Source organism: Chromohalobacter israelensis DSM 3043 (assembly GCF_000055785.1).
Taxonomy (GTDB): domain Bacteria; phylum Pseudomonadota; class Gammaproteobacteria; order Pseudomonadales; family Halomonadaceae; genus Chromohalobacter; species Chromohalobacter israelensis.
The window spans coordinates 487,027-508,307 of sequence record NC_007963.1; the positions used below are offsets into that span (position 1 = coordinate 487,027).

A 21,281-nucleotide genomic window follows, 5' to 3' on the forward strand; every position below is an offset into this window, starting at 1 on the left:
TATGAACGCGAAGAAAGAAGCTCGTCTCCGTCGTGCCCGCCGCGCTCGCGCCAAGATTCGCGAGCAGGGCGTGTCTCGCTTGAGCGTCAACCGTACGCCGCGCCACATCTACGCGCAGATCATTTCGCCGGATGGTGGTCAGGTTCTGGCCAGCGCATCCACGCTCGACAAGAGCCTGCGCGAAGGATCCACGGGCAACTCGGACGCCGCCGCCAAGGTGGGCGCCCTGATTGCCGAACGCGCGAAGGAAGCGGGCATCACCGAAGTGGCTTTCGACCGTGCCGGGTTTAAGTACCACGGTCGCGTCAAGGCCCTGGCTGATGCCGCTCGTGAAGGCGGTCTGGAATTCTAAAGGGTTTTACGATGGCGAATAACGAACAGAAGGGCGGCGATCTGCAAGAGAAACTCGTGCAGGTAAACCGCGTCGCCAAGGTAGTGAAAGGTGGTCGAATCTTCGGCTTCACCGCACTCACCGTCGTTGGCGATGGCAGCGGTCGCGTCGGCTTCGGACGGGGCAAGGCACGTGAAGTGCCTGTCGCGATCCAGAAGGCGATGGACCAGGCCCGCCGCAACATGGTCAAGGTCAGCCTCAGTGGCGCCACGCTGCAGTATCCTGTGAAGGCCCGTCACGGTGCCTCCAAGGTGTTCATGCAGCCGGCGTCCGAAGGTACCGGGATCATTGCTGGCGGTGCCATGCGCTCCGTGCTCGAATTGGCAGGCGTCCATGACGTTCTCGCCAAGTGCTACGGTTCCACCAACCCGGTGAACGTGGTGCGCGCGACCATCAAAGGTCTCGCCTCCATGCAGTCTCCGGAGGACATCGCCGCCAAGCGTGGTATGTCCGTCGAAGAGATCGCGGGGTAAGGCATCATGGCATCAGCAACGATCAAGGTTACCCAGACGCGTAGCACCATCGGCATTCTGGAAAAGCACAAAGCCACCATGCGTGGCCTTGGCTTGCGCCGCATCGGTCATACGGTCGAGCTGGAAGACACCCCCGCCGTACGCGGTATGGTCAACAAGGTTAACTACCTTGTGCGCGTTGAGGGAGAGTAATCCATGAAACTCAATAACCTGAGCCCGGCACCGGGCTCCAAGCACGCTGAGAAACGCGTCGGTCGTGGTATCGGCTCCGGTCTGGGCAAGACCGGTGGCCGTGGCCACAAAGGCCAGAAGTCACGTTCCGGTGGGTCAGTGAAGCCAGGTTTCGAAGGCGGTCAGATGCCGTTGCAGCGTCGTCTGCCGAAGTACGGCTTTACCTCCGCCAAGTCACTGGTGTCCGAAGAAGTGCGTCTGGCCGAGCTGGCCAAGGTCGATGGCGAGATCGTCGACCTGGAAAGCCTGAAGAAGGCCAACGTGCTCAAGGACAACACCCAGTACGCGAAGGTGATTCTCTCCGGTGAACTGAACAAAGCAGTCACGGTCCGTGGTCTCAAGGTCACCAAGGGTGCCCGTGACGCGATCGCAGCTGCCGGTGGCAAGGTAGAGGACTAATGGCTAAGTCAGGAAACATGCCGGCCAGTGGAAGTGGTCTGAGTGAACTTTGGGCGCGTCTGCGTTTCGTGTTCATCGCCATCGTGGTGTACCGCATCGGTGCCCATATCCCGGTGCCTGGCATCAATCCTGACCAGCTCGCTGCCTTGTTCAGGGAAAATCAGGGCACCATCCTGGGCATGTTCAACATGTTCTCGGGTGGTGCGCTGTCGCGCATGAGTATTTTCGCGCTGGGGATCATGCCTTACATCTCCGCGTCGATCATCATGCAGCTCCTGACGGCGGTCTCGCCTCAGCTGGAACAGCTGAAGAAGGAAGGTGAGGCTGGCCGGCGCAAGATCAACCAGTATACGCGCTACGGCACGGTGGTGCTGGCATTGATCCAGGCGACCGGCATGGCAGTCGGTCTGGTCGGACAGGGTGTCGCCTATAGTGGCGATCTCAGCTTCTACTTCACCGCAATCGTGACGTTCGTCGCGGGTGCCGTGTTCCTCATGTGGCTGGGCGAGCAGATCACCGAGAAGGGGATTGGCAACGGCATTTCCCTTATTATCTTCGCGGGTATCGTCGCAGGCCTGCCCAGCGCCATCGGCCAGTCGTTTACACTGGCGCGCAACGATGGGGCCTGGAATATCCTGCCGCTGCTGGCGTTGGCAGTGCTTGGGATCGCTACCGTGGCCTTCGTGGTCTTCATCGAGCGCGGTCAGCGTCGCATCACGGTGAACTATCCGCGTCGTCAGGTAGGCAACAAGATGTATGCCGGGCAGAGCAGCTATCTGCCGCTGAAGGTGAACATGGCCGGCGTCATTCCGCCGATCTTCGCTTCCAGCATTCTGCTGTTCCCCGCGTCCATTGGCCAATGGGTCGGTGAAGGCCAGAACATGGCCTGGTTGCAGACGGTTTCCCAGGCGATGGGGCCGGGTCAGCCGTTGTACATCTTGCTTTTCGCCGCGGCGGTGCTATTCTTCTGCTTCTTTTACACGGCGTTGGTCTTCAACCCCAAGGATGTGGCCGACAACCTCAAGAAGTCAGGTGCATTCCTGCCGGGTATTCGCCCGGGCGAGCAGACGGCCCGCTATGTCGATAAGGTCATGACGCGTCTGACGCTTTTCGGCGCCTTGTACATCACTGCAGTCTCCCTGATGCCTCAGTTCCTCGTGGTGGCATGGCAAGTGCCCTTCTATTTCGGCGGCACTTCATTGCTCATCGTCGTGGTGGTGGTCATGGACTTCATGGCCCAGGTGCAGTCGCACCTGATGTCCAATCAGTATGAGTCGGTGATGAAAAAGTCCAACCTGAAAGGCTATGGCAGCGGCGGCATCCTGCGCTAAACGAGCCCCGCTAGGTTTTTTGGAGAGAACGATGAAAGTTCGAGCTTCCGTCAAGAAAATGTGCCGTAACTGCAAGATCATTCGGCGCAATGGCGCGATTCGTGTCATCTGTACCGAGCCGCGGCATAAACAGCGTCAGGGCTGAGCCCGCGCTGAATTAAAAGCGGGTGTAGGTGTACCCCTTGTCTCCCCGGAGACAAAGGGGTATGCTATTGCGCCCTTTATGGACGACTAAACGAGCAAGCCGCTCAACATTCGGAGTAAGCTGATGGCCCGTATTGCAGGCGTCAATATCCCGGACAACAAGCATGCGGCGATCTCGCTGACCTACATCTTCGGGATTGGCCGCACACGTGCGCAGGAAATCTGCGCCGCTACCGGCATCGCGCCGACCGCGAAAGTACAGGATCTCTCCGCCGAAGAGGTGGATACCCTGCGTAACGAAGTCGGCAAGTATACCGTTGAAGGCGACCTTCGCCGTGACACGACGCTGAACATCAAGCGTCTCATGGACCTGGGTTGCTATCGTGGTCTGCGCCATCGTCGTGGTCTTCCGCTGCGTGGTCAGCGTACCAAGACCAACGCGCGTACCCGCAAGGGTCCGCGTAAGCCGATTCGCAAATAACACGCACGTTCTGGCGTTAAGACAGGAATAGACATCAACATGGCTAACCCGCGTAGTAACCGTAAAAAGGTGAAAAAGCAGGTAGTGGATGCGGTTGCCCACATCCATGCCTCTTTTAACAACACGATCGTGACGATCACAGACCGCCAGGGCAACGCCCTTTCCTGGGCGACTGCCGGTGGTTCGGGTTTTCGTGGTTCTCGCAAGAGCACCCCGTTCGCTGCTCAAGTGGCAAGTGAACGTGCAGCGACCGCTGCAGCCGAGTATGGTGTGAAAAACGTCGACGTGCTGGTCAAGGGCCCCGGTCCCGGCCGTGAATCCGCCGTGCGTGCGCTCAATGCCGCGGGTTTCCGTGTGCAGAGCATCACCGACGCGACGCCCGTTCCCCATAACGGCTGCCGTCCGCCGAAGAAACGCCGCGTTTAAGGAGACAGATTCATGGCACGTTATATTGGACCGAAGTGCAAACTGTCTCGTCGTGAAGGCACCGACCTCTTCCTGAAGAGCGGTGTCACTCCCTTCGAGAAAAAGTGCAAATCCGAGCAGATCCCGGGTGTCCACGGCCAGCGCCGTCAGCGTCTTTCCGACTACGGCTTGCAGCTTCGCGAGAAGCAGAAAGTGCGCCGCATGTATGGCGTACTCGAGAAGCAGTTCCGCAACTACTACAAGGAAGCCGCTCGTCTCAAGGGCGCGACCGGTGAGTTGTTGCTGCAGCTTCTCGAATCCCGACTGGACAATGTCGTCTACCGTATGGGCTTCGGCTCAACGCGCTCCGAAGCGCGTCAGCTGGTCAGCCACAAGGCAATTGCCGTGAATGGCCGTACCGTCAACGTGGCTTCCTATCAGGTCAAGCCCGGTGACGTGGTGTCCGTTCGTGAAAAGGCCAAGAACCAGGCGCGTATTCAAAATGCCCTGGGGATCGCCGCCAACCGTGGCGATGTGGCTTGGATCGACGTCGACTCCAAGAAGATGGAAGGCACTTTCAAGGCTGTCCCGGAACGCGGCGACCTGTCTGCCGACATCAACGAAAACCTGATCGTCGAGCTGTACTCGAAGTAATCGTGCAGCCATTGCGCGATGCCGCCAGGCTCCATGCCAGGGCCTGGTTTCGAGTACCGAGTATCCGTTTGGCAGCCTGAAAGGTGTTCTTATGCAGCGTTCAGTGACAGAGTTTCTCCGTCCTCGCGACATCAAGGTCGAAGAGATCAACGCGAATCATGCGAAGATCGTGCTCGAGCCGTTCGAGCGTGGTTTCGGCCATACCCTGGGGAATGCTCTGCGTCGCATCCTGCTGTCTTCCATGCCCGGTTGCGCCGTTGTGGAAGCGGAGATTGAGGGCGTTCTGCACGAGTACAGCGCCATCGAGGGCGTCCAAGAGGACGTCATCGAGATTCTCCTGAACCTCAAGGACGTTGCCGTCAAGATGCACGGTAACCGTGACGAGGTGGTTCTGGCGCTGAGCAAGCAGGGGCCGAGCGTGGTCACCGCTGGCGATATCGCCGTCGATCATGACGTCGAAATCGTCAACCCGGATCACGTCATCGCGCACCTCAACGACAGCGGCGAGCTGAAAATGCAGCTCAAGGTGGTTCGCGGTCGTGGCTACGAGCCGGCGGATACCCGTGCTTCCGAGGAAGACGAATCGCGTGCGATCGGCCGCCTCCAGTTGGATGCGACCTTCAGCCCGGTACGTCGTGTGTCCTACTCCGTGGAAGCCGCGCGTGTCGAGCAGCGTACCGACCTCGATAAGCTGATTATCGACTTGGAAACCGACGGCACCCTGGACCCGGAAGAAGCGATTCGCCGCAGTGCGACCATCCTCCAAGAGCAGCTGGCCGCGTTCGTCGACCTCGAAGCCGATAAGGAACAGGAAGTCGAAGAAGAAGAGGATCAGATCGATCCGATTCTGCTGCGCCCCGTAGACGATCTCGAGTTGACCGTCCGCAGCGCCAACTGCCTGAAGGCCGAGAATATCTATTATATCGGTGATCTGATTCAGCGTACCGAAGTGGAGCTGTTGAAGACCCCGAACCTCGGCAAGAAATCCTTGAATGAAATCAAGGACGTTCTGGCAGCGCGCGGTCTTTCCCTCGGCATGCGGCTGGAAAATTGGCCGCCGGCGAGCCTGAAGGACGACAAGGCCTCTGCGTGAGAGCCGACTCGAGTCCCAGTTTGGTAAGGAATTTCAACCATGCGTCATCGTAAGAGTGGTCGTCACCTCAATCGTACGAGCTCGCATCGCCATGCCATGTTCAAGAACATGTGCGTGTCGCTGGTCGAGCACGAAGTCATCAAGACTACCCTGCCCAAGGCCAAGGAACTGCGTCGTCATATCGAGCCGCTGATCACCCTGGCCAAGCAGGACAGCGTCGCCAACCGCCGTCTGGCCTTCAACCGTACCCGCTCGAAGGAAGCGGTCGGCAAGCTCTTCAATGAGCTGGGCCCGCGTTACGTCGAGCGTCCGGGCGGCTATGTGCGTATTCTCAAGTGCGGCTTCCGCGCTGGTGACAATGCGCCGATGGCTTATGTCGAGCTGGTCGACCGTCCGGTCGTCGAAGAAGCCGCCGAAGAGTAATCTTCGCCAGGCTTTGCCATCTCGGCACGAGAAAACCGGCCCCATGGGCCGGTTTTTTTATGCCTGTCGAAAGCGTGCAGCGTTCAGGTCTCGAGCGTGCTTGGGGTGCGTGCCTTGTTCGCTGGCGCCGTGCGCTTGTCCAGCAAGGGCTTGAGAAAGCGCCCGGTGTGGGACTGCTCGAGCTTGGCCACCTGTTCCGGAGTGCCCTCGGCAATGATGCGGCCACCGCCTGAGCCTCCCTCGGGGCCAAGGTCGATCAACCAGTCCGCCGTCTTGATGACATCGAGGTTGTGTTCGATGACGACGACGGTATTGCCATGGTCGCGCAGGCGGTGCAGGACCCCCAGCAGTTGCCGAATATCCTCGAAATGCAGCCCGGTAGTGGGCTCGTCGAGAATGTAGAGCGTCTTGCCGGTGTCGCGCTTGGCGAGCTCGCGGGCGAGCTTGACGCGCTGCGCTTCGCCGCCGGAAAGCGTGGTCGCGCTCTGCCCAAGGCGAACGTAGGACAAGCCCACATCCATCAACGTCTGCAGGCGCCGGGCGATCGCCGGGACCGGGCTGAAGAATTCCAGGGCCTCCTCGATGGTCATCTCGAGTACCTCGTGGATGTTCTTGCCCTTGTAGTGGATCTCCAGCGTCTCGCGGTTGTAGCGTTTTCCCTGGCACACGTCGCAGGGCACGTAGATGTCGGGCAGGAAGTGCATCTCGACCTTGATCATGCCCTCGCCCTGGCAGGCTTCGCAGCGCCCGCCCTTGACGTTGAAGCTGAAACGCCCCGGCTTGTAGCCGCGCGAGCGTGCTTCCTGGGTGCCAGCGAAGAGCTCGCGTATGGGCGTGAAGATGCCGGTATAGGTGGCCGGGTTGGACCGCGGCGTGCGCCCGATCGGACTCTGGTCGATGTCGATGACCTTGTCGAGTAGATCCAGCCCCTCGATGTGCCGGTAGGGGGCGGGTGTCAGTGACGTGGCGCGATTGAGTTCGCGGGTGGCTACCGGCATCAACGTGGAGTTGATCAGTGTCGACTTGCCCGAGCCCGACACGCCGGTGACGCAGACGAACAGCCCCAGGGGCAGTTCGAGCGTCACGTTCTGCAGGTTGTTGCCGTTGGCGCCGGTGAGTCGCAGCATCTTTTCCGGATTGCCCGGGATCCGATGGGGCGGGATCTCGATGCGCCGCTGGTCGGAGAGGTACTGGCCTGTCAGCGATTCCTCGCTCTGCTCGATCTGCTGGGGCGTGCCCTGTGCGACGATGCGTCCTCCGTGCACGCCGGCCCCGGGCCCGATGTCGAGCACATGGTCGGCGGCACGGATGGCGTCTTCGTCGTGCTCGACGACGATGACCGTGTTGCCCAGGTCGCGCAGGCGTTCGAGCGTCTTGAGCAGGCGGTCGTTATCGCGCTGATGAAGACCGATGGACGGCTCGTCGAGAATGTACATGACCCCGACCAGGCCCGCACCGATCTGACTGGCCAGGCGAATGCGCTGGGCTTCGCCCCCCGACAGGGTGTCGGCACTGCGTTCCAGGGTCAGGTAGTCGAGCCCCACATTGACCAGGAATTCCAGCCGTGAGTGGATCTCGTGCACGATCTTGACGGCGATCTCGCCCTTGCGTCCCGACAGCTCGAGTGTCGCGAAATACTGCCAGGCTTCGCCGATCGGCAGGTGTGCCACCTCGGGCAGCGGGCGGCCGTCGACATAGACATGGCGCGCCTCCTTGCGCAACCGAGTCCCCTCGCAGGAGGGACAGGGCTGCACGGCCAGGTACTTGGCCAGGTCTTCGCGCACCATGCTCGATTCGGTTTCGCGATAGCGCCGTTCCATGTTGGGCAGGACACCCTCGAAAGCATGCTCGCGGGTGACCTTGCGGCCCCGGTCGTTGACGTAGCTGAAGGTGATCTGGTCATGACCGCTGCCGCGCAGCACCACCTCGCGCTCGTGCCGCGCGAGATCCTGCCATGGGGTCTCGAGCTTGAAGCGATAATGCTCGGCGACTGCCTGCAGCTGGTTGAAGTAATACACGCTGCGCCGGTCCCAGCCCTTGATGGCACCTTCCGCCAGAGACAGTTCGGGATGGCTGATCAGCTTGTCGGGATCGAAGTACTGACGCACGCCGAGGCCGTCGCAGGTCGGGCAGGCGCCGGCGGGATTGTTGAACGAGAACAGCCGCGGCTCGAGCTCGGCGATTGAATAGCCGCATACCGGGCAGGCGAAGCGTGCCGAGAACACGATGTCGTCGCGTTCGCCGTCCATGTCATGGACGACGGCGATACCGTCGGCCAGACCGAGCGCGGTCTCGAAGGACTCGGCAAGACGCTGAGCGAGTCCGTCGCGGACCTTGACGCGGTCGACCACCACGCTGATGTCGTGCTTCTTGTTCTTCTCGAGCGGTCCGAGCTCGTCGAGCTCGACGGCCTGGCCATCGACCATGGCGCGGACATAACCCTGAGCGCGCAGCTCGGTCAGCAGTTGCTGGTGCTCGCCCTTGCGCCCGCTGACCACCGGTGCCAGCAACATCAGCTTGCTGCCCTCGGGCAGCGCCAGCACCTGGTCGACCATTTGCGAGACGGTCTGTGCCTCGAGGTCGATGCCGTGCTCGGGACAGCGCGGCGTCCCGGCGCGTGCGTAGAGCAGGCGAAGATAGTCGTAGATCTCGGTGATCGTGCCCACGGTCGAGCGCGGGTTGTGCGAGGTCGACTTCTGTTCGATGGAAATCGCCGGCGACAGCCCTTCGATGTGGTCGACATCGGGCTTTTCCATCATCGACAGGAATTGGCGGGCGTAAGTGGAGAGCGATTCCACGTAGCGCCGTTGTCCCTCGGCGTAGAGGGTGTCGAAGGCCAACGACGATTTGCCGGAGCCGGACAAGCCGGTCACGACGATCAGCTTGTTACGCGGAAGTTCGACGTCGATGTTCTGCAAGTTGTGGGTGCGCGCACCCCTGACCAGAATTCTGTCCATGCCCACCTCGTGCCGGTTGCGCCGTGGCGGTGGCGCGGTCAAAGGATCGATTATAGAGCGTGCAACGGAGTCCGGGCAAAGCGCGTCCTTTCCTTGACGGGGACGCAGTCGGTAAAATGCGCATGAAAGGCGCCTCCCCACTCGCGATGCGCCGGCTTGTCTGTTCGTCACGGTCCGCTCCTGCGAGCCCTTCGGACCGATTTCGGTATCGAACGTTTCTTTTCCTCAACGACGCGACTCAATCATGTCTTCATCTCTACTTCGTACCGAGCGGCGCGCCATTTTCGGCCTCGCCAGCTTATACGCCACGCGCATGCTCGGTCTGTTCATGGTATTACCGGTCCTGGCGGTCTATGCCGAGGACCTGGATGGCGCCACGCCCCTGCTGGTGGGCATGGCGTTGGGCGGTTACGGTCTGACGCAGGCGATTCTGCAGATTCCCTTCGGGCTCATGTCGGATCGCTTCGGCCGCAAGCTCATCATCAGCGTGGGATTGCTCCTGTTTCTGCTGGGCAGCGTGATCGCGGCGCAGGCGACCTCGATCGGCTGGGTCATCGCCGGCCGCTGTCTGCAAGGCAGCGGCGCGGTCGCCGGTGCGATCATGGCGTTGCTCGCCGACCAGACGCGGGAGGAAGTCCGCACGGCGGCGATGGCGACCATCGGGCTGTCCATCGGTATCGCCTTCGGCGTGGCGATGGTCGTGGGTCCCCTGGTCGCCGACCCTTTCGGCCTGGCCGGCGTGTTCTGGTTCACGGCCGTGCTGGCGGTGGTCGGTCTGCTGGTGCTGTGGCGTCTGGTGCCGCGGGCGCCACGCTTGATGGCACACCGTGACGTCGGACTCGATCGCACGCAGTTGCGCGCGATGCTCGCGCGGCATGATCTGCTGCGGCTGGATTTCTCGATTTTCGCACTGCATGCCATTCTCACCGCCTGCTTCGTGGCCGTGCCCTTCCGGCTGGAAGCCCTGGGCATCGCCCCGGCACACCATGGCTGGGTCTATTTGCCGATCATGGCACTGGCCTTCGTGGGCATGGTTCCGCTGGTGATCGTGGCCGAGAAATACCGCAAGATGAAACCCATCTTTCTCGGGGCAGTGGCCTGGCTGACCCTCTGTCTGGCCGGGCTGGTGGAGTTTTCCGACGGCCGCTGGAGCCTGTTTGCCCTTCTCTGGGGCTTCTTCGTGGCATTCAACCTGCTCGAGGCGACGCTGCCGTCGATGATCAGCAAGCTGGCACCGGCGGGTGCCAAGGGCACGGCGATGGGCGTGTACTCCACCAGCCAGTTCCTGGGGGCGTTCCTGGGCGGCACCGCGGGCGGTTTCCTCTCGCAGCACTACGGGCTGAGTGCCGTCTTTCTGGGCGCCGCCCTGCTGGGTGCGGTATGGTTGGCGATTGTCTGGAAGATGCCGGCACCCCGCCATCTCTCGAGCGAGATCGTCGCCCTGGACGAGCGCTCCCTGGGCACAGTGGATACACTGATGGACCGCTTCGCCGCCGTGGCCGGTGTCGAGGATGTCATGGTAGTGCCCGACGAGCGTGTCGCCTACCTCAAGGTCGACCGGCAGCGGCTGGACGCGGAGGCGCTGGCCCGCGTTCTGGGTACCGAACCGGATCACAAGCGCGCCTGACGACGGGCGCTTAACTATTTCAAGGAGACTCACATGGCTCGCGGCGTCAACAAGGTCATTCTGATCGGCAACCTCGGTCAGGACCCGGAAGTTCGCTTTCTTCCCTCCGGCAACCCGGTATGCAATCTGCGTATCGCGACCACCGACTCGTGGACCGACCGCCAGAGCGGTCAGCGTCAGGAGCGTACCGAATGGCACACGGTGGTGATGTTCAACAAGCTGGCGGAAATCGCCCAGCAGTACGTGAAGAAAGGCTCGCGCATCTATATCGAAGGCCGCCTGCAGACGCGCAAGTGGCAGGGGCAGGACGGTCAGGATCGCTATTCCACCGAAATCGTCGCCAATGACATGCAGATGCTCGATTCGCGCAGTGGACAGGGAGGCGACTACGCCCAGCCCTCGCAAGGCGCGCCTCAGCAAGGCATGGGCCAGCCCGGTGGCGCGCCCCAGCAGGGAGGCGGCTACGGTCAGCCTCAGGGCGGTCCGCCGCCGCAGCAGCGTCCCCAGCAGCAGCCGCCGCAACAGGGCGGGCAGCAGGACAATTATGGCGCTCCCAATCCGGGCAACTTCGATGACTTTGACGACGAGATTCCGTTCTGAGTCGATCGTCTAGTGTTTGAGTCCCAGGCGTTTGGCCAGGCGATGCAGGTTGCCGCTGTCGGTGCGCAAGGCACGGGCGGTGGCGGCCCAGTTGCCGTCGTGTGTGTCCAGCGCGCGGGCGATATGCTGACGCTGGAAGGCCTCGACTGCCTCGCGTAATGGCATGGAAGGGGCTGCCTCGGTCGAGGTGACGACGTTCGCGTCCGCCGGACGCGGTATCGGTGCCTCGCTCGAAGGCAGCTCCAGGTGGTGCGTGGCGATGCGAACCACGGCATCGCGGCGCGCGTGCCGTGTATCTCGGGGGCGCTCGCCGAAGGCGCGCAGCGCGGCACGCCCCAGCGTATGCTCCAGCTCGCGGATGTTGCCTGGCCAGTGCCAGGCCAGCAGGGCGCGCTCGGCCTCGGGCTCCAGGCGCAGGTTGGCGACCCCCAGGCGGATGCGGTTGTCCTCCAGAAAGCCCCCGGCCAGCAACAGCACGTCGTCGCGACGCTCGCAGAGTGGCGGCACACGCAAGGGGAAGACGCTCAGGCGGTGATAGAGGTCTTTCCGAAAGCGTCCGGCGGCGACCTCCTGGTCGAGCGCACGGTTGGTGACCGCGATGACCCGCACGTTGACGCGCTGGGGCGTTTCGCTGCCCAGCGGCTGAATCTCCCCCTCCTGCAGCACGCGTAACAGCTTGGGCTGCATGGTCAACGGCAATTCCCCGATTTCATCGAGCATCAGTGTGCCTTCGTGAGCCATGGCGAAGTGGCCGCGATGATCGCGTACGGCACCGGAAAACGCGCCGCGCCGATGCCCGAAAAGTTCGCTCTCGATCAGAGCCTCGGGCAGAGCCGCGCAGTTGACGCGTACCAGCGGTCCTTTGCGGCGCGAGGAAAGCGCATGCACTCGCCGGGCGAGCCGCTCCTTGCCGACCCCCGTCTCCCCGTGGAGCAATACGCTCATGTCGGTCGGCGCGACCAGCGCCAGGCTCTCGTCCAGTTGTCGCATGGCGGGACTGTGCCAGGCCGGCTCGCTGTGTCGAGGCGCGTCATGATCGAAGGTCTGGTCGAGCGCCTGGTTGAGACGCGAGCGGGTGTCGCTGAGCTGCTGGGCGAGCCGCAGGCAGGTCGCCATCAGGCCTGCCGCGGCGAGCAATTCGTCGTCATCGATGGCGGCCAGGCAACCGGGCGTCAGTGCGTCCAGCGTCAGCATGCCGAGCAGGCGGTCACCGTCGCGCAGGGCGACCCCCATGCAGTCGTGCACGTGACTCGAGGCGTCATCGAGCAGTCCATCGAAGGGATCGGGCAGCGTCGAGTCGAGAGGGAAGCGGCACACGCCGGGATGGGCGGCGATCGCAGCCAGGCGCGGGTGTGCGTCCAGGGCGAAACGCCGGCCGCGGACCTCGTCGTCGAGCCCGAGCACCGCGACGGGCTGCAGGCCGTCGTCATGCGCGACCATCAGCGTGCTGGCATCGGCAGGGTAGCTGCCGACCAGTGCCGCCAGGAGCCGGGCCCAGCGTTCAGGGAGCGGGTCGCGAGAATGGCCGGCGCTGAGGTCGGCGAGCAAGTCGCGCAGGGTATGCAGAAACGCTGTCATTTTCACACTCTTTCGGTGAATAGTGTCACATGGACAGGCTTTGTCGATGTCATTCTGACATCTGTCGTGCCCGGGGCAAGCCGAGGTGGCGGGCAGCGACGGAGTGGACAGGACATGAGCCCGCCTGTGACAAGGCCTGCAAGGCGAAGGCGTGGCACGATGTCGCGGTGGCGGCGCGCCGGGCCAGCTTGGCACTCTGCTTGCGATAGAGGGAATGCATCTTGTGCAGAACCTTTATCCAAGGAGTCGTCATGCTTACATCCGCCCAGGAATCCGTCATTGCTGCCACCACGCCCGTCGTCGCCGAACACATCGAGGCCATCGCGCAGCGCTTCTATCCGCTGATGTTCGCGCGCTATCCGGAAGTGAAGACGCTGTTCAACGCCACTCATCAGCATACGGGCGGACAGCCCCGGGCCCTGGCGGGCGCCGTCGTCGGCTATGTCCAGCTGCGCCACACGCCGCAGCGCCTCGACGAAGTGTTGGGCATCATCGTCGACAAGCATGTCTCGCTGGGCATACGGCCCGAGCACTATCCGATCGTCGGCGAATGCCTGATGGCGGCGATCGGCGAGGTGTTGGGCGATGCGGTGACGGACGAGGTCGCCGATGCCTGGGGGGCGCTATACGAGGAACTGGCGGGCTTGCTGATCGAGAAGGAAGCCCGCCGCTATCGCGACTTCGCCGCGCAGCCGGGGGGCTGGGAAGGTACGCGGACCTTCCGTATCGCCGCCAAGCGCCCCGAAAGCGCCGTGATCACCTCCTTCGTGCTGGCGCCGGTGGACGGCGGCCCCGTCGCCGCGCATCGCCCTGGGCAATACATCGGCTTCAAGCTGACGATCGACGGCGAGATCGTGCATCGCCACTATAGCCTGTCAGCCTCGCCCGACGGGAAGACCTACCGCGTATCCATCAAGCGCGAGGAGGGGGGCAAGGTCAGCCGCCATTTCCATGATCGCCTGGCCGAGGGCGATACGCTGGAGCTGTTGCCGCCGGCCGGCCATCTGACGCTGGACGAGGGCACATCGCCGGTGATGTTGATCAGCGCGGGCGTCGGCCAGACCCCGATGGTGCCGCTGGCACGGCAGGCGCTCGCCGCCGGGCGCCGGGTGGCCTATCTGCACGCCGCGCGCGATGGGGCGGTGCATGCCTTCGCGGATGAACTGGCGCGACTCGAGGCGGATTACCCGGCGTTGCTGGAGGTGATCACCGTATATTCGCAGCCACGGGCGGAAGATGCACCGACGCACGGCGGTCATGTGGACGCCAACCTGCTGTCGCGCTATCTGCCGCGCGACGCCCAGTGCTACCTGGTCGGGCCGGCGGGGTTCATGCGCAACATGGAGGCTGCGCTGAGCGCGCTCGGTGTCGCGGCCAGCCGGCGGCATCATGAGTTCTTCGGGCCCGCCGAGCCGTTGGACAGCGCCGCCTGAGAAGGCCGCGCTCCTGAACGCCACGCCAGCCGGCGTGGCGTTTTGCATGGTGGCGAGTGTCTCAGGGCGCGGGACGATACGCGCACGGAGGCATGCCACGCAGGCCGGGTTCGGTCACGAACAGTGAGCCTGCCTTGGGTTCGTTATCGCGGCCCACGGCTGCGGTGGTAACATACAGGCGTGACAGGTCGTCGCCGCCGAAGGTGCAGCAGGTCACGCGCGAGGCAGGCACCTCGATGTGCCGGTCGCGCGTGCCGTCAGGCCGGAAGCGTGTCACGCGGCCGCCGTCCCAGTGGGCGATCCACAGGCCGCCCTCGGTGTCGCAGGTCATGCCATCGGGATAGCCGTCCGCCTCGCCGAAGCGCAGATGCACCCGCTTGTCGCTCAGGGTGCCGTCGGTGTGCCGTGTGAAGGCATACACGGTGCGCGCGGGGCTGTCCGTATGGTACAGCGTCTGGCCGTCCGGGCTGATCGCGGGGCCGTTGGTCACGGTATAGGGCGTGTCGAGTGTCTGCAGGCCGCCGGCATCGAATCGCCAGAGGGCGCCGCTGGCGTGGCGTTCCGCGTCATCCATGGTGCCGAACCATAGACGTCCTTCCGGATCGGCCTTGCCGTCGTTGAGGCGTTGTCCGGGGCGATCGGCGACCGGATGCGCCAGGGTCTCGAGCACGTGTGGGCCGCCTTCATCCAGTTGCAGGCGGACCAGGCGCGAGCGCAGGCCGGCGACGAAGCCGCCGTCATGGTGGGGGGCCAGCCAGCAGCAGGCTTCCTCGAGCGACCAGCAGTGCGTGGTGTCGTCGTCGGGCATGTAGGCCATCAGCCGGGCGCCGAGGATGTCGACGAATACCAGGGCCTGCAGTTCGCTGGACCAGAGCGGGCCTTCACCCAGTTGAGCGCGGCCATTCCACGCTTGGCGCACGGCGAGTGTCATGGAGCGTTCTCCTTGTCATGTCTCGACGCGCCGGGCGTGCGCGTCCTGTCGGCGGGAATGAGGATGACAGACAATGCGACGATGGGCGAGTATGTGCCCCTGCCGACGGCATTGCCGGCGAATCGAAACGACAAGCATGCGAGAGGAGAGACCGTGAAGCTGTTGCTGGCGGATGCGGGACACTGTTTGAGCCTCGCCCTGGCGCGCGAGGCGAACCGGCGCCGGGATACCGAGTTGGTCATCGTCGAAGGGACGCAGGTCACGGCTCGGATACTGGCCGAGGCGAAGCCGGATGCCTTGATCGTGCCCCCGCTGGCGGCCCCGGCGCGGCTGGCGCCCGCCGAGGTCATGGCGCATGCCGATGCGGTCGAGGCCAATCTCGAGTTGTGCCGCGAGTACGGCGTGCCGCTGGTGTGGTGCGTCTCCGACGAACTGTACGAGGACGGCGGCGATGGGACGCTCGACGAGCATGTCACGCCCGCGCCCCGTGACGAGAGCTTGAAGCGCTTGATCGTGGCCGGCGACAGCGTCCGTCAGCGCTTGCCGCGGCATCTCATCGTGCGTCTGGGACCTTTGTTCGCGCTCGAGGGCGCGCATGCCTGGCTTCCCGGGCTGATCGACACCCTGCTGGCCGGGGAGACGGTGCGTGCCGCAGAGGACGTCATCCTGTGTCCGACCTCGGCGGACGCCGTGGCCATGGCGCTGATCGGCATGTTGCAGCAGCAAGGGTGCGGGGCCGAGGCATGGGGAGCCTACCATCTGGCGGGCACCGAGCCGGTCAGCCCCTATACCTTCGCCTCCGTGGTGCGTACCCAGCTTGCCACCCATCTGGAACGCCAGGGGCGCGACCTGACGCTGGGGACCTTGCAGGCCCTGCATCATCACCATGATCACCCCTTGCGGCGCGTGCTCAACTGCCGTCGCGTGCTGGATGCCTTCGGCATACATCAGAAGCCATGGCGGCTCGAGCTGAGCCGGATGCTGGACGACTGGTGTCGGCTGCACGACAAGGAGGCGGCGACATGAATGTGCTGCGCAGCGTATTGTTCTACGCCGGTTATTTTCTGGCCTTGCTGGTCAGTGGCCTATGCCTGCTGCCGATCGCACCCCTGGTCCCGCTGTTTTCGCGGTTTCGACTCCTCAACCTGCATAACCGCTTCATTCTGCGCTGGTTCGCGATCGCCTGCGGAGTCCGCTACCACGTCAGGGGGCGCGAGAACGTGCCGGAAGGCCCTTGCGTCGTGCTGGCCAATCACCAGAGCGAATGGGAAACCCTGTTTCTGCAACTGCTCAAGGTGCCCATCTGCACGGTGCTCAAGCGCGAGCTGCTCAATCTGCCGGTCTTCGGGTGGGGGTTGCGCTTGATCAAGCCCATCGCGCTGGATCGCTCGCGGCCGTCGCGGGCCATGCGCATGGTACTGGAGCAGGGCATGCAGCGGTTGTCGGAGGGGCTCTCGGTGCTCATCTTCCCGGAAGGCACTCGTGTGGCGCCGGGGCAGCGCAAGCGCTACAACAAGAGCGGCGTGGTGATCGCCTGTCGCGCCGGCGTGCCGGTCCTCCCGGTGGCTCACAACGCCGGCGAGCACTGGCCGGGCAAGCATTGGGTCAAGAAGCCGGGACATCTGAATGTGGTCGTGGGCGCGCCGATCGAGACGCAGGGGCGCTCGGCCGAGGACGTGCTGGCCGAGGTGGAGCACTGGATCGAGGCGCAACTCACCGAGATATCGGCGGTACCGCGCCCCGCCGCCGAGGGGGAGGCTGCCAAGGTTCCCGCTTGATGGCCAGGCGGCGAGATCCCGCCAATGAGGATGGGCAAACGCAAGGGGCGCCTCTCGAGAGGCGCCCCTTGGCATTACGCGACCGCAAGCGGTATGGCGCCGATCAGTCCCGGTAGCGTTGCAGGACCAGACAGGCGTTGGTGCCGCCGAACCCGAAGCTGTTGGACAGCACGCGCTCGATGGCGGCGTCGTCGCGCCGCGTTTTCACGATATCGAAGCCCTGCGCGGCATCGTCGAGTTCGTCGATGTTGGCCGATGCGGCGATGAAGGCGTGCTCCATCATCAACAACGAGTAGATGGTTTCCTGCACGCCGGTGGCCCCCAGCGAGTGGCCGGTCAGCGACTTGGTGGAGCTCATGGCCGGCGTGGTGTCGCCGAACACTTCGCGTATCGCCTTGAGTTCGGCGATGTCGCCTACCGGCGTGGACGTGCCATGGGTGTTGATGTAGTCGATGGGGCCGTCCACTGTCGCCATGGCCTGGCGCATGCAGCGGGCGGCGCCTTCACCGGACGGTGCGACCATGTCGTAGCCGTCGGACGTGGCGCCGTAGCCCACGATCTCGGCGTAGATCTTGGCGCCGCGTGCCTTGGCGTGCTCCAGCTCCTCGAGAACGAGCATGCCGCCGCCGCCGGCGATGACGAAGCCATCACGCGAGGCGTCGTAAGGGCGTGATGCCGTCTCGGGGGAATCATTGTAACTGGTCGACAGCGCACCCATGGCATCGAACAGGCAGGACAGCGTCCAGTGCTCTTCCTCGCCGCCGCCGGCGAAGACCACATCCTGCTTGCCGAGCTGAATCTGCTCGACGGCACTGCCGATGCAGTGAGCCGAGGTGGCGCAGGCGGAGGAAATCGAGTAGTTGACGCCCTTGATCTTGAAGGGCGTCGCCAGGCAGGCGGACACGGTGCTGCCCATGGTGCGCGTGACGCGATACGGCCCGACCCGGCGCAGCCCCTTTTCGCGCAGCACGTCGGCGGCCTCGACCTGGTTGGCGCTGCTCGCGCCGCCGGAGCCGGCGATCAGGCCGGTGCGTTCGCTGGATATGTCACTCTCTTCGAGTCCCGCGTCGCGGATGGCCTGGTCCATGGAGACATAGGCGAAGGCCGCCGCGTCGCCCATGAAGCGGCGTAGCTTGCGGTCGATCAAGGTATCGAGATCGATGTCGACCACGCCGGCCACGTGGCTGCGGAATCCGCGTTCGGCGTATTCGTCCTTGAAGCGAATACCCGAGCGTCCGTTGCGCAGCGCGTCCAGTACCTGTTGCTGGTCGTTGCCCAGGCAGGACACGATGCCCAGGCCGGTGACTACCACTCGTCGCATGGAAGCCTCCCGATCAGAAGTTCGCAGTGGAGGTAAACAGGCCGACGCGCAAATCGTTGGCCTGATAGATTTCACGACCGTCCACGGAGACGGTGCCGTCGGCAATGCCCAGGATCAGGCGGCGCGTGATTACCCGTTTCATGTGGATATGATAGGTAACCTTGTTGGCATCCGGCAGGATCTGGCCCGAGAACTTGACTTCGCCACAGCCGAGCGCGCGTCCGCGTCCGGGGTGACCCAGCCAGCCCAGATGGAAACCGACCAGCTGCCACATGGCATCCAGGCCGAGGCATCCGGGCATGACGGGGTCGCCGGGAAAGTGGCAGTCGAAGAACCACAGGTCCGGGTGGATGTCGAGTTCGGCGATGAGCTCGCCCTTGCCGTAATGGCCGCCTTCTTCGCAGATGCGGACGACACGGTCGAGCATCAGCATGTTGGGAGCCGGCAGTTGTGCATTACCGGGGCCGAAGAGTTCGCCCTGGCTGCATTGCAGCAGCTCCTCACGCTCAAAAGAGTGTTGCTTGGTCACTGAGTCGTTCCGAGAGTCGAAATTGTGGTGCGTCGCAGAGCACGGACGCCCTAGTCTACTGGCAGTGCCGGATGAATGCACGCCGAGCCAGCCTACCGGGCGCGCTCATCGGGTGCAATCCGCGGATGGGTGCGGGTTGCGCCCATCGCAAGAGAAGGGGCATGATGCCTGCAATTCAACGAACCTCCATTTGATTCGAGCCGATAACACGCCATGTGGTCCGTCTTCACGCTCAACCGTCCCCTGGTCTGGACGGGCATTGCCGCCATGGCTTCCATGAGCCTCTTGCCGACGCTGATGTTGCGAATGGCGGCATTGGTCGTGGTGCTGGTGGGAGGATGGGACGCCTGGCGGCAAATCCGTCTGGAAGCGACGCGTCGTCGCTTGACCGAGACGGCCCTCACCTTGTCGCCCGATGGCGTGTTGATCTCCAACGCCCAGAACCGTATCCAGGCGGTGAACCCGGCCTTCACGCAGATCACCGGTTACAGCGTCGACGAGATTCGCGGCCTCGACCCTTCGGTACTGTCGTCCGGACGCCACGACAAGGCCTTCTACGAACGATACTGGCAGACCCTCAATGCCACCGGGCAGTGGGAGGGCGAGGTCTGGAATCAGCGCAAGCATGGCGACGAGTTCCCCGAGTGGTTGCGGGTGCACGCGGTGACCGATGCCAAGGGACGCGTGACGCACTACGTGGGGCTGTTTACCGACATCAGCCGCCACAAGGCGCGGGAGCAGGATCTTCAGCGCATCGGCTTCGAGGACCCGTTGACCGGGCTGCCCAATCGGCGGCGCTTGCACGACTTGCTGGCATCACGCCTGCAGCGCCTGCGGGCGGGGGAGGAGCTGGACATCGCGCTCATCGATATCGACGGCTTCAAGGCGGTCAACGATGCCATGGGCGTCGACAAGGGGGACCGTCTGCTGTCGCGTTTCGGTCAGCGGCTCGCGGCCTTCGTCGCCGGGGGCGTGGTGGGACGCCTGGGGGGCGACGAGTTCATGGCCATCCGCACCACGACCTTCGATGATCACGAGCAATGGGTGGAGGAACTGCGGGGACACCTCAGCGAGCCCTTCGAGATCGGCGAGACGCCGCTGCGCCTGGGGCTCACCATCGGCAGTTGCCGGTCCCCCGACGATGGCCGCGATGCCGGGGTCCTGTTCCAGCGGCTGGAGTCGGCGCTGTATGCCGCCAAGCGTCATGGGCGCAACCACAGCCGTCGCTTTCGTCCCTCGCTGGAGGTGGAAGGCGATCCGCAGCTCGAACTGCTCAACGAATTGCGCCAGGCGCTGGCGCATGGCACGCAACTGGAGCTTTTCTACCAGACACAGCACTATCTCGACGATGGACGGCTGGCCGGGATGGAAGCCCTGCTGCGCTGGTACCATCCGACGCAGGGCATGATTTCGCCGGCCAGCTTCATTCCCCTGGCCGAGCGTCACGGGTTGATGAGCGCGCTGGGCGACTGGGTGATCGAGCGCGCCTGCGCCCAGGTGGCGGCCTGGCGCCAGCAGGGGGTGTCGTTCGTGCCGGTGTGGATCAACATCTCCGCGGTGCAGCTCATCCAGGGCGACCTCGAGGCCAAGCTGTCCGCCAGCCTGGCCAAGTATCACGTGCCGGCCGCCATGCTGGGGTTGGAGCTGACCGAATCGGTACTGCTCGACGAGCGGGCCGGGGATATCTCGGCGCGACTCGTCGCTCTGCGCGACAAGGGCCATCCGATCGCCATCGACGATTTCGGTACCGGCTATTCCTCGATGGCGTATCTCAAGCAACTGCCGGTGGACAAGCTGAAACTCGACCGGGCCTTCGTGCGGGCCCTGCCCGAGGACAGTGCCGACGCGGCGATCACCTCGGCGGTACTGGCCATGGCGCGGGGGCTGGAGCTGGACGTGGTCGCCGAGGGCGTGGAAACCGAGGAGCAGCGTGACTTCCTCCTGGCCCAGGGGTGCGCCATGGTACAGGGCTTCCTCTATGCGCGCCCCGAGCGGGTTGCCGATGTCGAGGCGCGCCTCAGGCGCGACGCCGAAGTGTCGCTGCCCTGAACGCCAGCCAGCCGCACAGGCTACCCCACACCAGGGCTTGTACCGCCACCGCCCAGGGCGCCAGCGTGACCTCCGCCAGACGTGCCCCGCCGAGATAGGAACTGGGGCCACCCAGCACACCGCCCAGCACGGCCAGCCATGGGTGTGACCAGAGCCAGGCCAGCGAGTGGTGGATGGTGGTCGCGAAGAGCGGCCAGAGCAGCCACAACCACAGCGGGAGTCCCGCGCTCCCGGTAAACCGCATGCCTCCTGCGTAGGTCAGGGCGCCGTCCACGAGGGCGCCGAGCAGCGCGAAGCCCATCAGCCAGCGCCATTCGCCGGGTCGCCCCAGCCATGCCAGGTGGAGTGTCACGATCACGCCGACCGCAGGGATCGCCCACGAGGTCCCCCCGAGCACGCAGGCCAGCCAGCCGACTTGAAACGCCAGGGCGTTGATGACCTTGCCGAGCATGG

At 64.0% G+C, this 21,281-nt stretch carries 23 protein-coding genes; 17 read left to right on the forward strand and 6 right to left on the reverse strand.

Going from position 1 to position 21,281, the window contains the following annotated elements; genetic code table 11:
- Position 1 precedes the first annotated feature (1 nt).
- The 11 genes from rplR to rplQ all read left to right on the forward strand — a co-directional run bounded on the left by rplR (position 2) and on the right by rplQ (position 6,025).
- Entirely contained in the window at positions 2 to 352 is a 351-nt protein-coding gene (gene rplR, locus CSAL_RS02235) for a 50S ribosomal protein L18 (RefSeq protein WP_011505745.1), read from the forward strand.
- A gap of 11 nt (positions 353 to 363) precedes the next feature.
- On the forward strand, positions 364 to 864 hold the full coding sequence (gene rpsE, locus CSAL_RS02240) for a 30S ribosomal protein S5 (protein WP_011505746.1): 501 nt from the start codon (positions 364 to 366) through the stop codon (positions 862 to 864).
- Between the two features lie 6 nt (positions 865 to 870).
- Positions 871 to 1,056 carry a 50S ribosomal protein L30 gene (gene rpmD, locus CSAL_RS02245; RefSeq protein ID WP_011505747.1) on the forward strand — a complete coding sequence of 62 codons (186 nt, stop codon included), beginning with the start codon at positions 871 to 873 and terminating at the stop codon, positions 1,054 to 1,056.
- Positions 1,057 to 1,059: 3 nt separating this feature from the next.
- Entirely contained in the window at positions 1,060 to 1,494 is a 435-nt protein-coding gene (gene rplO, locus CSAL_RS02250; protein WP_011505748.1) for a 50S ribosomal protein L15, read from the forward strand.
- Positions 1,494 to 2,825 (forward strand): preprotein translocase subunit SecY, encoded by a 1,332-nt coding sequence (gene secY / locus CSAL_RS02255; RefSeq protein ID WP_011505749.1) that lies wholly within the window; start codon positions 1,494 to 1,496, stop codon positions 2,823 to 2,825. Before rplO ends, secY begins: the two co-directional genes overlap by 1 nt.
- A 31-nt stretch (positions 2,826 to 2,856) precedes the next feature.
- Positions 2,857 to 2,970: a 50S ribosomal protein L36 gene (gene rpmJ, locus CSAL_RS17100; protein WP_072824384.1), complete on the forward strand. Its 114-nt coding sequence runs from the start codon at positions 2,857 to 2,859 to the stop codon at positions 2,968 to 2,970.
- A gap of 123 nt (positions 2,971 to 3,093) precedes the next feature.
- Positions 3,094 to 3,450, forward strand: a complete 357-nt coding sequence (rpsM, locus tag CSAL_RS02260) for a 30S ribosomal protein S13 (protein WP_011505751.1) — start codon at positions 3,094 to 3,096, stop codon at positions 3,448 to 3,450.
- Between the two features lie 39 nt (positions 3,451 to 3,489).
- Positions 3,490 to 3,876 carry a 30S ribosomal protein S11 gene (gene rpsK, locus CSAL_RS02265; RefSeq protein ID WP_011505752.1) on the forward strand — a complete coding sequence of 129 codons (387 nt, stop codon included), beginning with the start codon at positions 3,490 to 3,492 and terminating at the stop codon, positions 3,874 to 3,876.
- 12 nt (positions 3,877 to 3,888) lie between these two features.
- Positions 3,889 to 4,509 carry a 30S ribosomal protein S4 gene (rpsD, locus tag CSAL_RS02270; protein WP_011505753.1) on the forward strand — a complete coding sequence of 207 codons (621 nt, stop codon included), beginning with the start codon at positions 3,889 to 3,891 and terminating at the stop codon, positions 4,507 to 4,509.
- 91 nt (positions 4,510 to 4,600) lie between these two features.
- A complete protein-coding gene (locus CSAL_RS02275) occupies positions 4,601 to 5,602 on the forward strand; it encodes a DNA-directed RNA polymerase subunit alpha (RefSeq protein ID WP_011505754.1) in 1,002 nt (333 codons plus the stop codon).
- Between the two features lie 39 nt (positions 5,603 to 5,641).
- Positions 5,642 to 6,025, forward strand: a complete 384-nt coding sequence (rplQ, locus tag CSAL_RS02280; RefSeq protein ID WP_011505755.1) for a 50S ribosomal protein L17 — start codon at positions 5,642 to 5,644, stop codon at positions 6,023 to 6,025.
- A gap of 83 nt (positions 6,026 to 6,108) precedes the next feature.
- Here rplQ and uvrA read toward each other — a convergent pair whose 3' ends face one another.
- Entirely contained in the window at positions 6,109 to 8,982 is a 2,874-nt protein-coding gene (uvrA, locus tag CSAL_RS02285; RefSeq protein ID WP_011505756.1) for an excinuclease ABC subunit UvrA, read from the reverse strand.
- A 244-nt stretch (positions 8,983 to 9,226) separates the two neighbouring features.
- Between uvrA and CSAL_RS02290 the strand changes: the two genes are divergently transcribed.
- Together CSAL_RS02290 and CSAL_RS02295 are read left to right on the forward strand one after the other, a co-directional pair.
- Positions 9,227 to 10,609, forward strand: a complete 1,383-nt coding sequence (locus tag CSAL_RS02290) for an MFS transporter (RefSeq protein WP_011505757.1) — start codon at positions 9,227 to 9,229, stop codon at positions 10,607 to 10,609.
- Positions 10,610 to 10,642: 33 nt separating this feature from the next.
- A complete protein-coding gene (locus tag CSAL_RS02295) occupies positions 10,643 to 11,209 on the forward strand; it encodes a single-stranded DNA-binding protein (RefSeq protein ID WP_011505758.1) in 567 nt (188 codons plus the stop codon).
- A gap of 9 nt (positions 11,210 to 11,218) precedes the next feature.
- Here the strand turns inward: CSAL_RS02295 and norR are convergent, their stop codons facing one another.
- Positions 11,219 to 12,787, reverse strand: coding sequence for a nitric oxide reductase transcriptional regulator NorR (norR, locus tag CSAL_RS02300; RefSeq protein WP_011505759.1), 1,569 nt, complete (start codon positions 12,785 to 12,787; stop codon positions 11,219 to 11,221).
- 251 nt (positions 12,788 to 13,038) lie between these two features.
- Between norR and hmpA the strand changes: the two genes are divergently transcribed.
- Positions 13,039 to 14,220, forward strand: coding sequence for an NO-inducible flavohemoprotein (hmpA, locus tag CSAL_RS02305; RefSeq protein ID WP_011505760.1), 1,182 nt, complete (start codon positions 13,039 to 13,041; stop codon positions 14,218 to 14,220).
- Positions 14,221 to 14,281: 61 nt separating this feature from the next.
- On the opposite strand, the gene CSAL_RS02310 is transcribed toward hmpA, so the two are convergent.
- The gene (locus CSAL_RS02310) at positions 14,282 to 15,151 is read right to left on the reverse strand and encodes an SMP-30/gluconolactonase/LRE family protein (protein WP_011505761.1); all 870 of its coding nucleotides are present in this window, start codon (positions 15,149 to 15,151) and stop codon (positions 14,282 to 14,284) included.
- Between the two features lie 153 nt (positions 15,152 to 15,304).
- Between CSAL_RS02310 and CSAL_RS02315 the strand changes: the two genes are divergently transcribed.
- Positions 15,305 to 16,177 (forward strand): sugar nucleotide-binding protein, encoded by an 873-nt coding sequence (locus tag CSAL_RS02315; protein ID WP_043558899.1) that lies wholly within the window; start codon positions 15,305 to 15,307, stop codon positions 16,175 to 16,177.
- Positions 16,174 to 16,929, forward strand: coding sequence for a lysophospholipid acyltransferase family protein (locus CSAL_RS02320; RefSeq protein ID WP_011505763.1), 756 nt, complete (start codon positions 16,174 to 16,176; stop codon positions 16,927 to 16,929). Before CSAL_RS02315 ends, CSAL_RS02320 begins: the two co-directional genes overlap by 4 nt.
- 103 nt (positions 16,930 to 17,032) lie before the next feature.
- On the opposite strand, the gene fabB is transcribed toward CSAL_RS02320, so the two are convergent.
- Complete coding sequence (gene fabB, locus CSAL_RS02325) at positions 17,033 to 18,250, reverse strand: beta-ketoacyl-ACP synthase I (protein WP_011505764.1); 1,218 nt, start codon at positions 18,248 to 18,250, stop codon at positions 17,033 to 17,035.
- 13 nt (positions 18,251 to 18,263) lie between these two features.
- Positions 18,264 to 18,779 (reverse strand): 3-hydroxyacyl-[acyl-carrier-protein] dehydratase FabA, encoded by a 516-nt coding sequence (fabA, locus tag CSAL_RS02330; protein WP_011505765.1) that lies wholly within the window; start codon positions 18,777 to 18,779, stop codon positions 18,264 to 18,266.
- 213 nt (positions 18,780 to 18,992) lie between these two features.
- On the opposite strand from fabA, the gene CSAL_RS02335 reads away from it, so the two are divergent.
- On the forward strand, positions 18,993 to 20,828 hold the full coding sequence (locus CSAL_RS02335; protein ID WP_011505766.1) for a putative bifunctional diguanylate cyclase/phosphodiesterase: 1,836 nt from the start codon (positions 18,993 to 18,995) through the stop codon (positions 20,826 to 20,828).
- Here CSAL_RS02335 and CSAL_RS02340 read toward each other — a convergent pair.
- On the reverse strand, positions 20,797 to 21,279 hold the full coding sequence (locus tag CSAL_RS02340) for a DUF2878 domain-containing protein (protein ID WP_011505767.1): 483 nt from the start codon (positions 21,277 to 21,279) through the stop codon (positions 20,797 to 20,799). The genes CSAL_RS02335 and CSAL_RS02340 overlap by 32 nt on opposite strands.
- Positions 21,280 to 21,281: the final 2 nt, after the last annotated feature.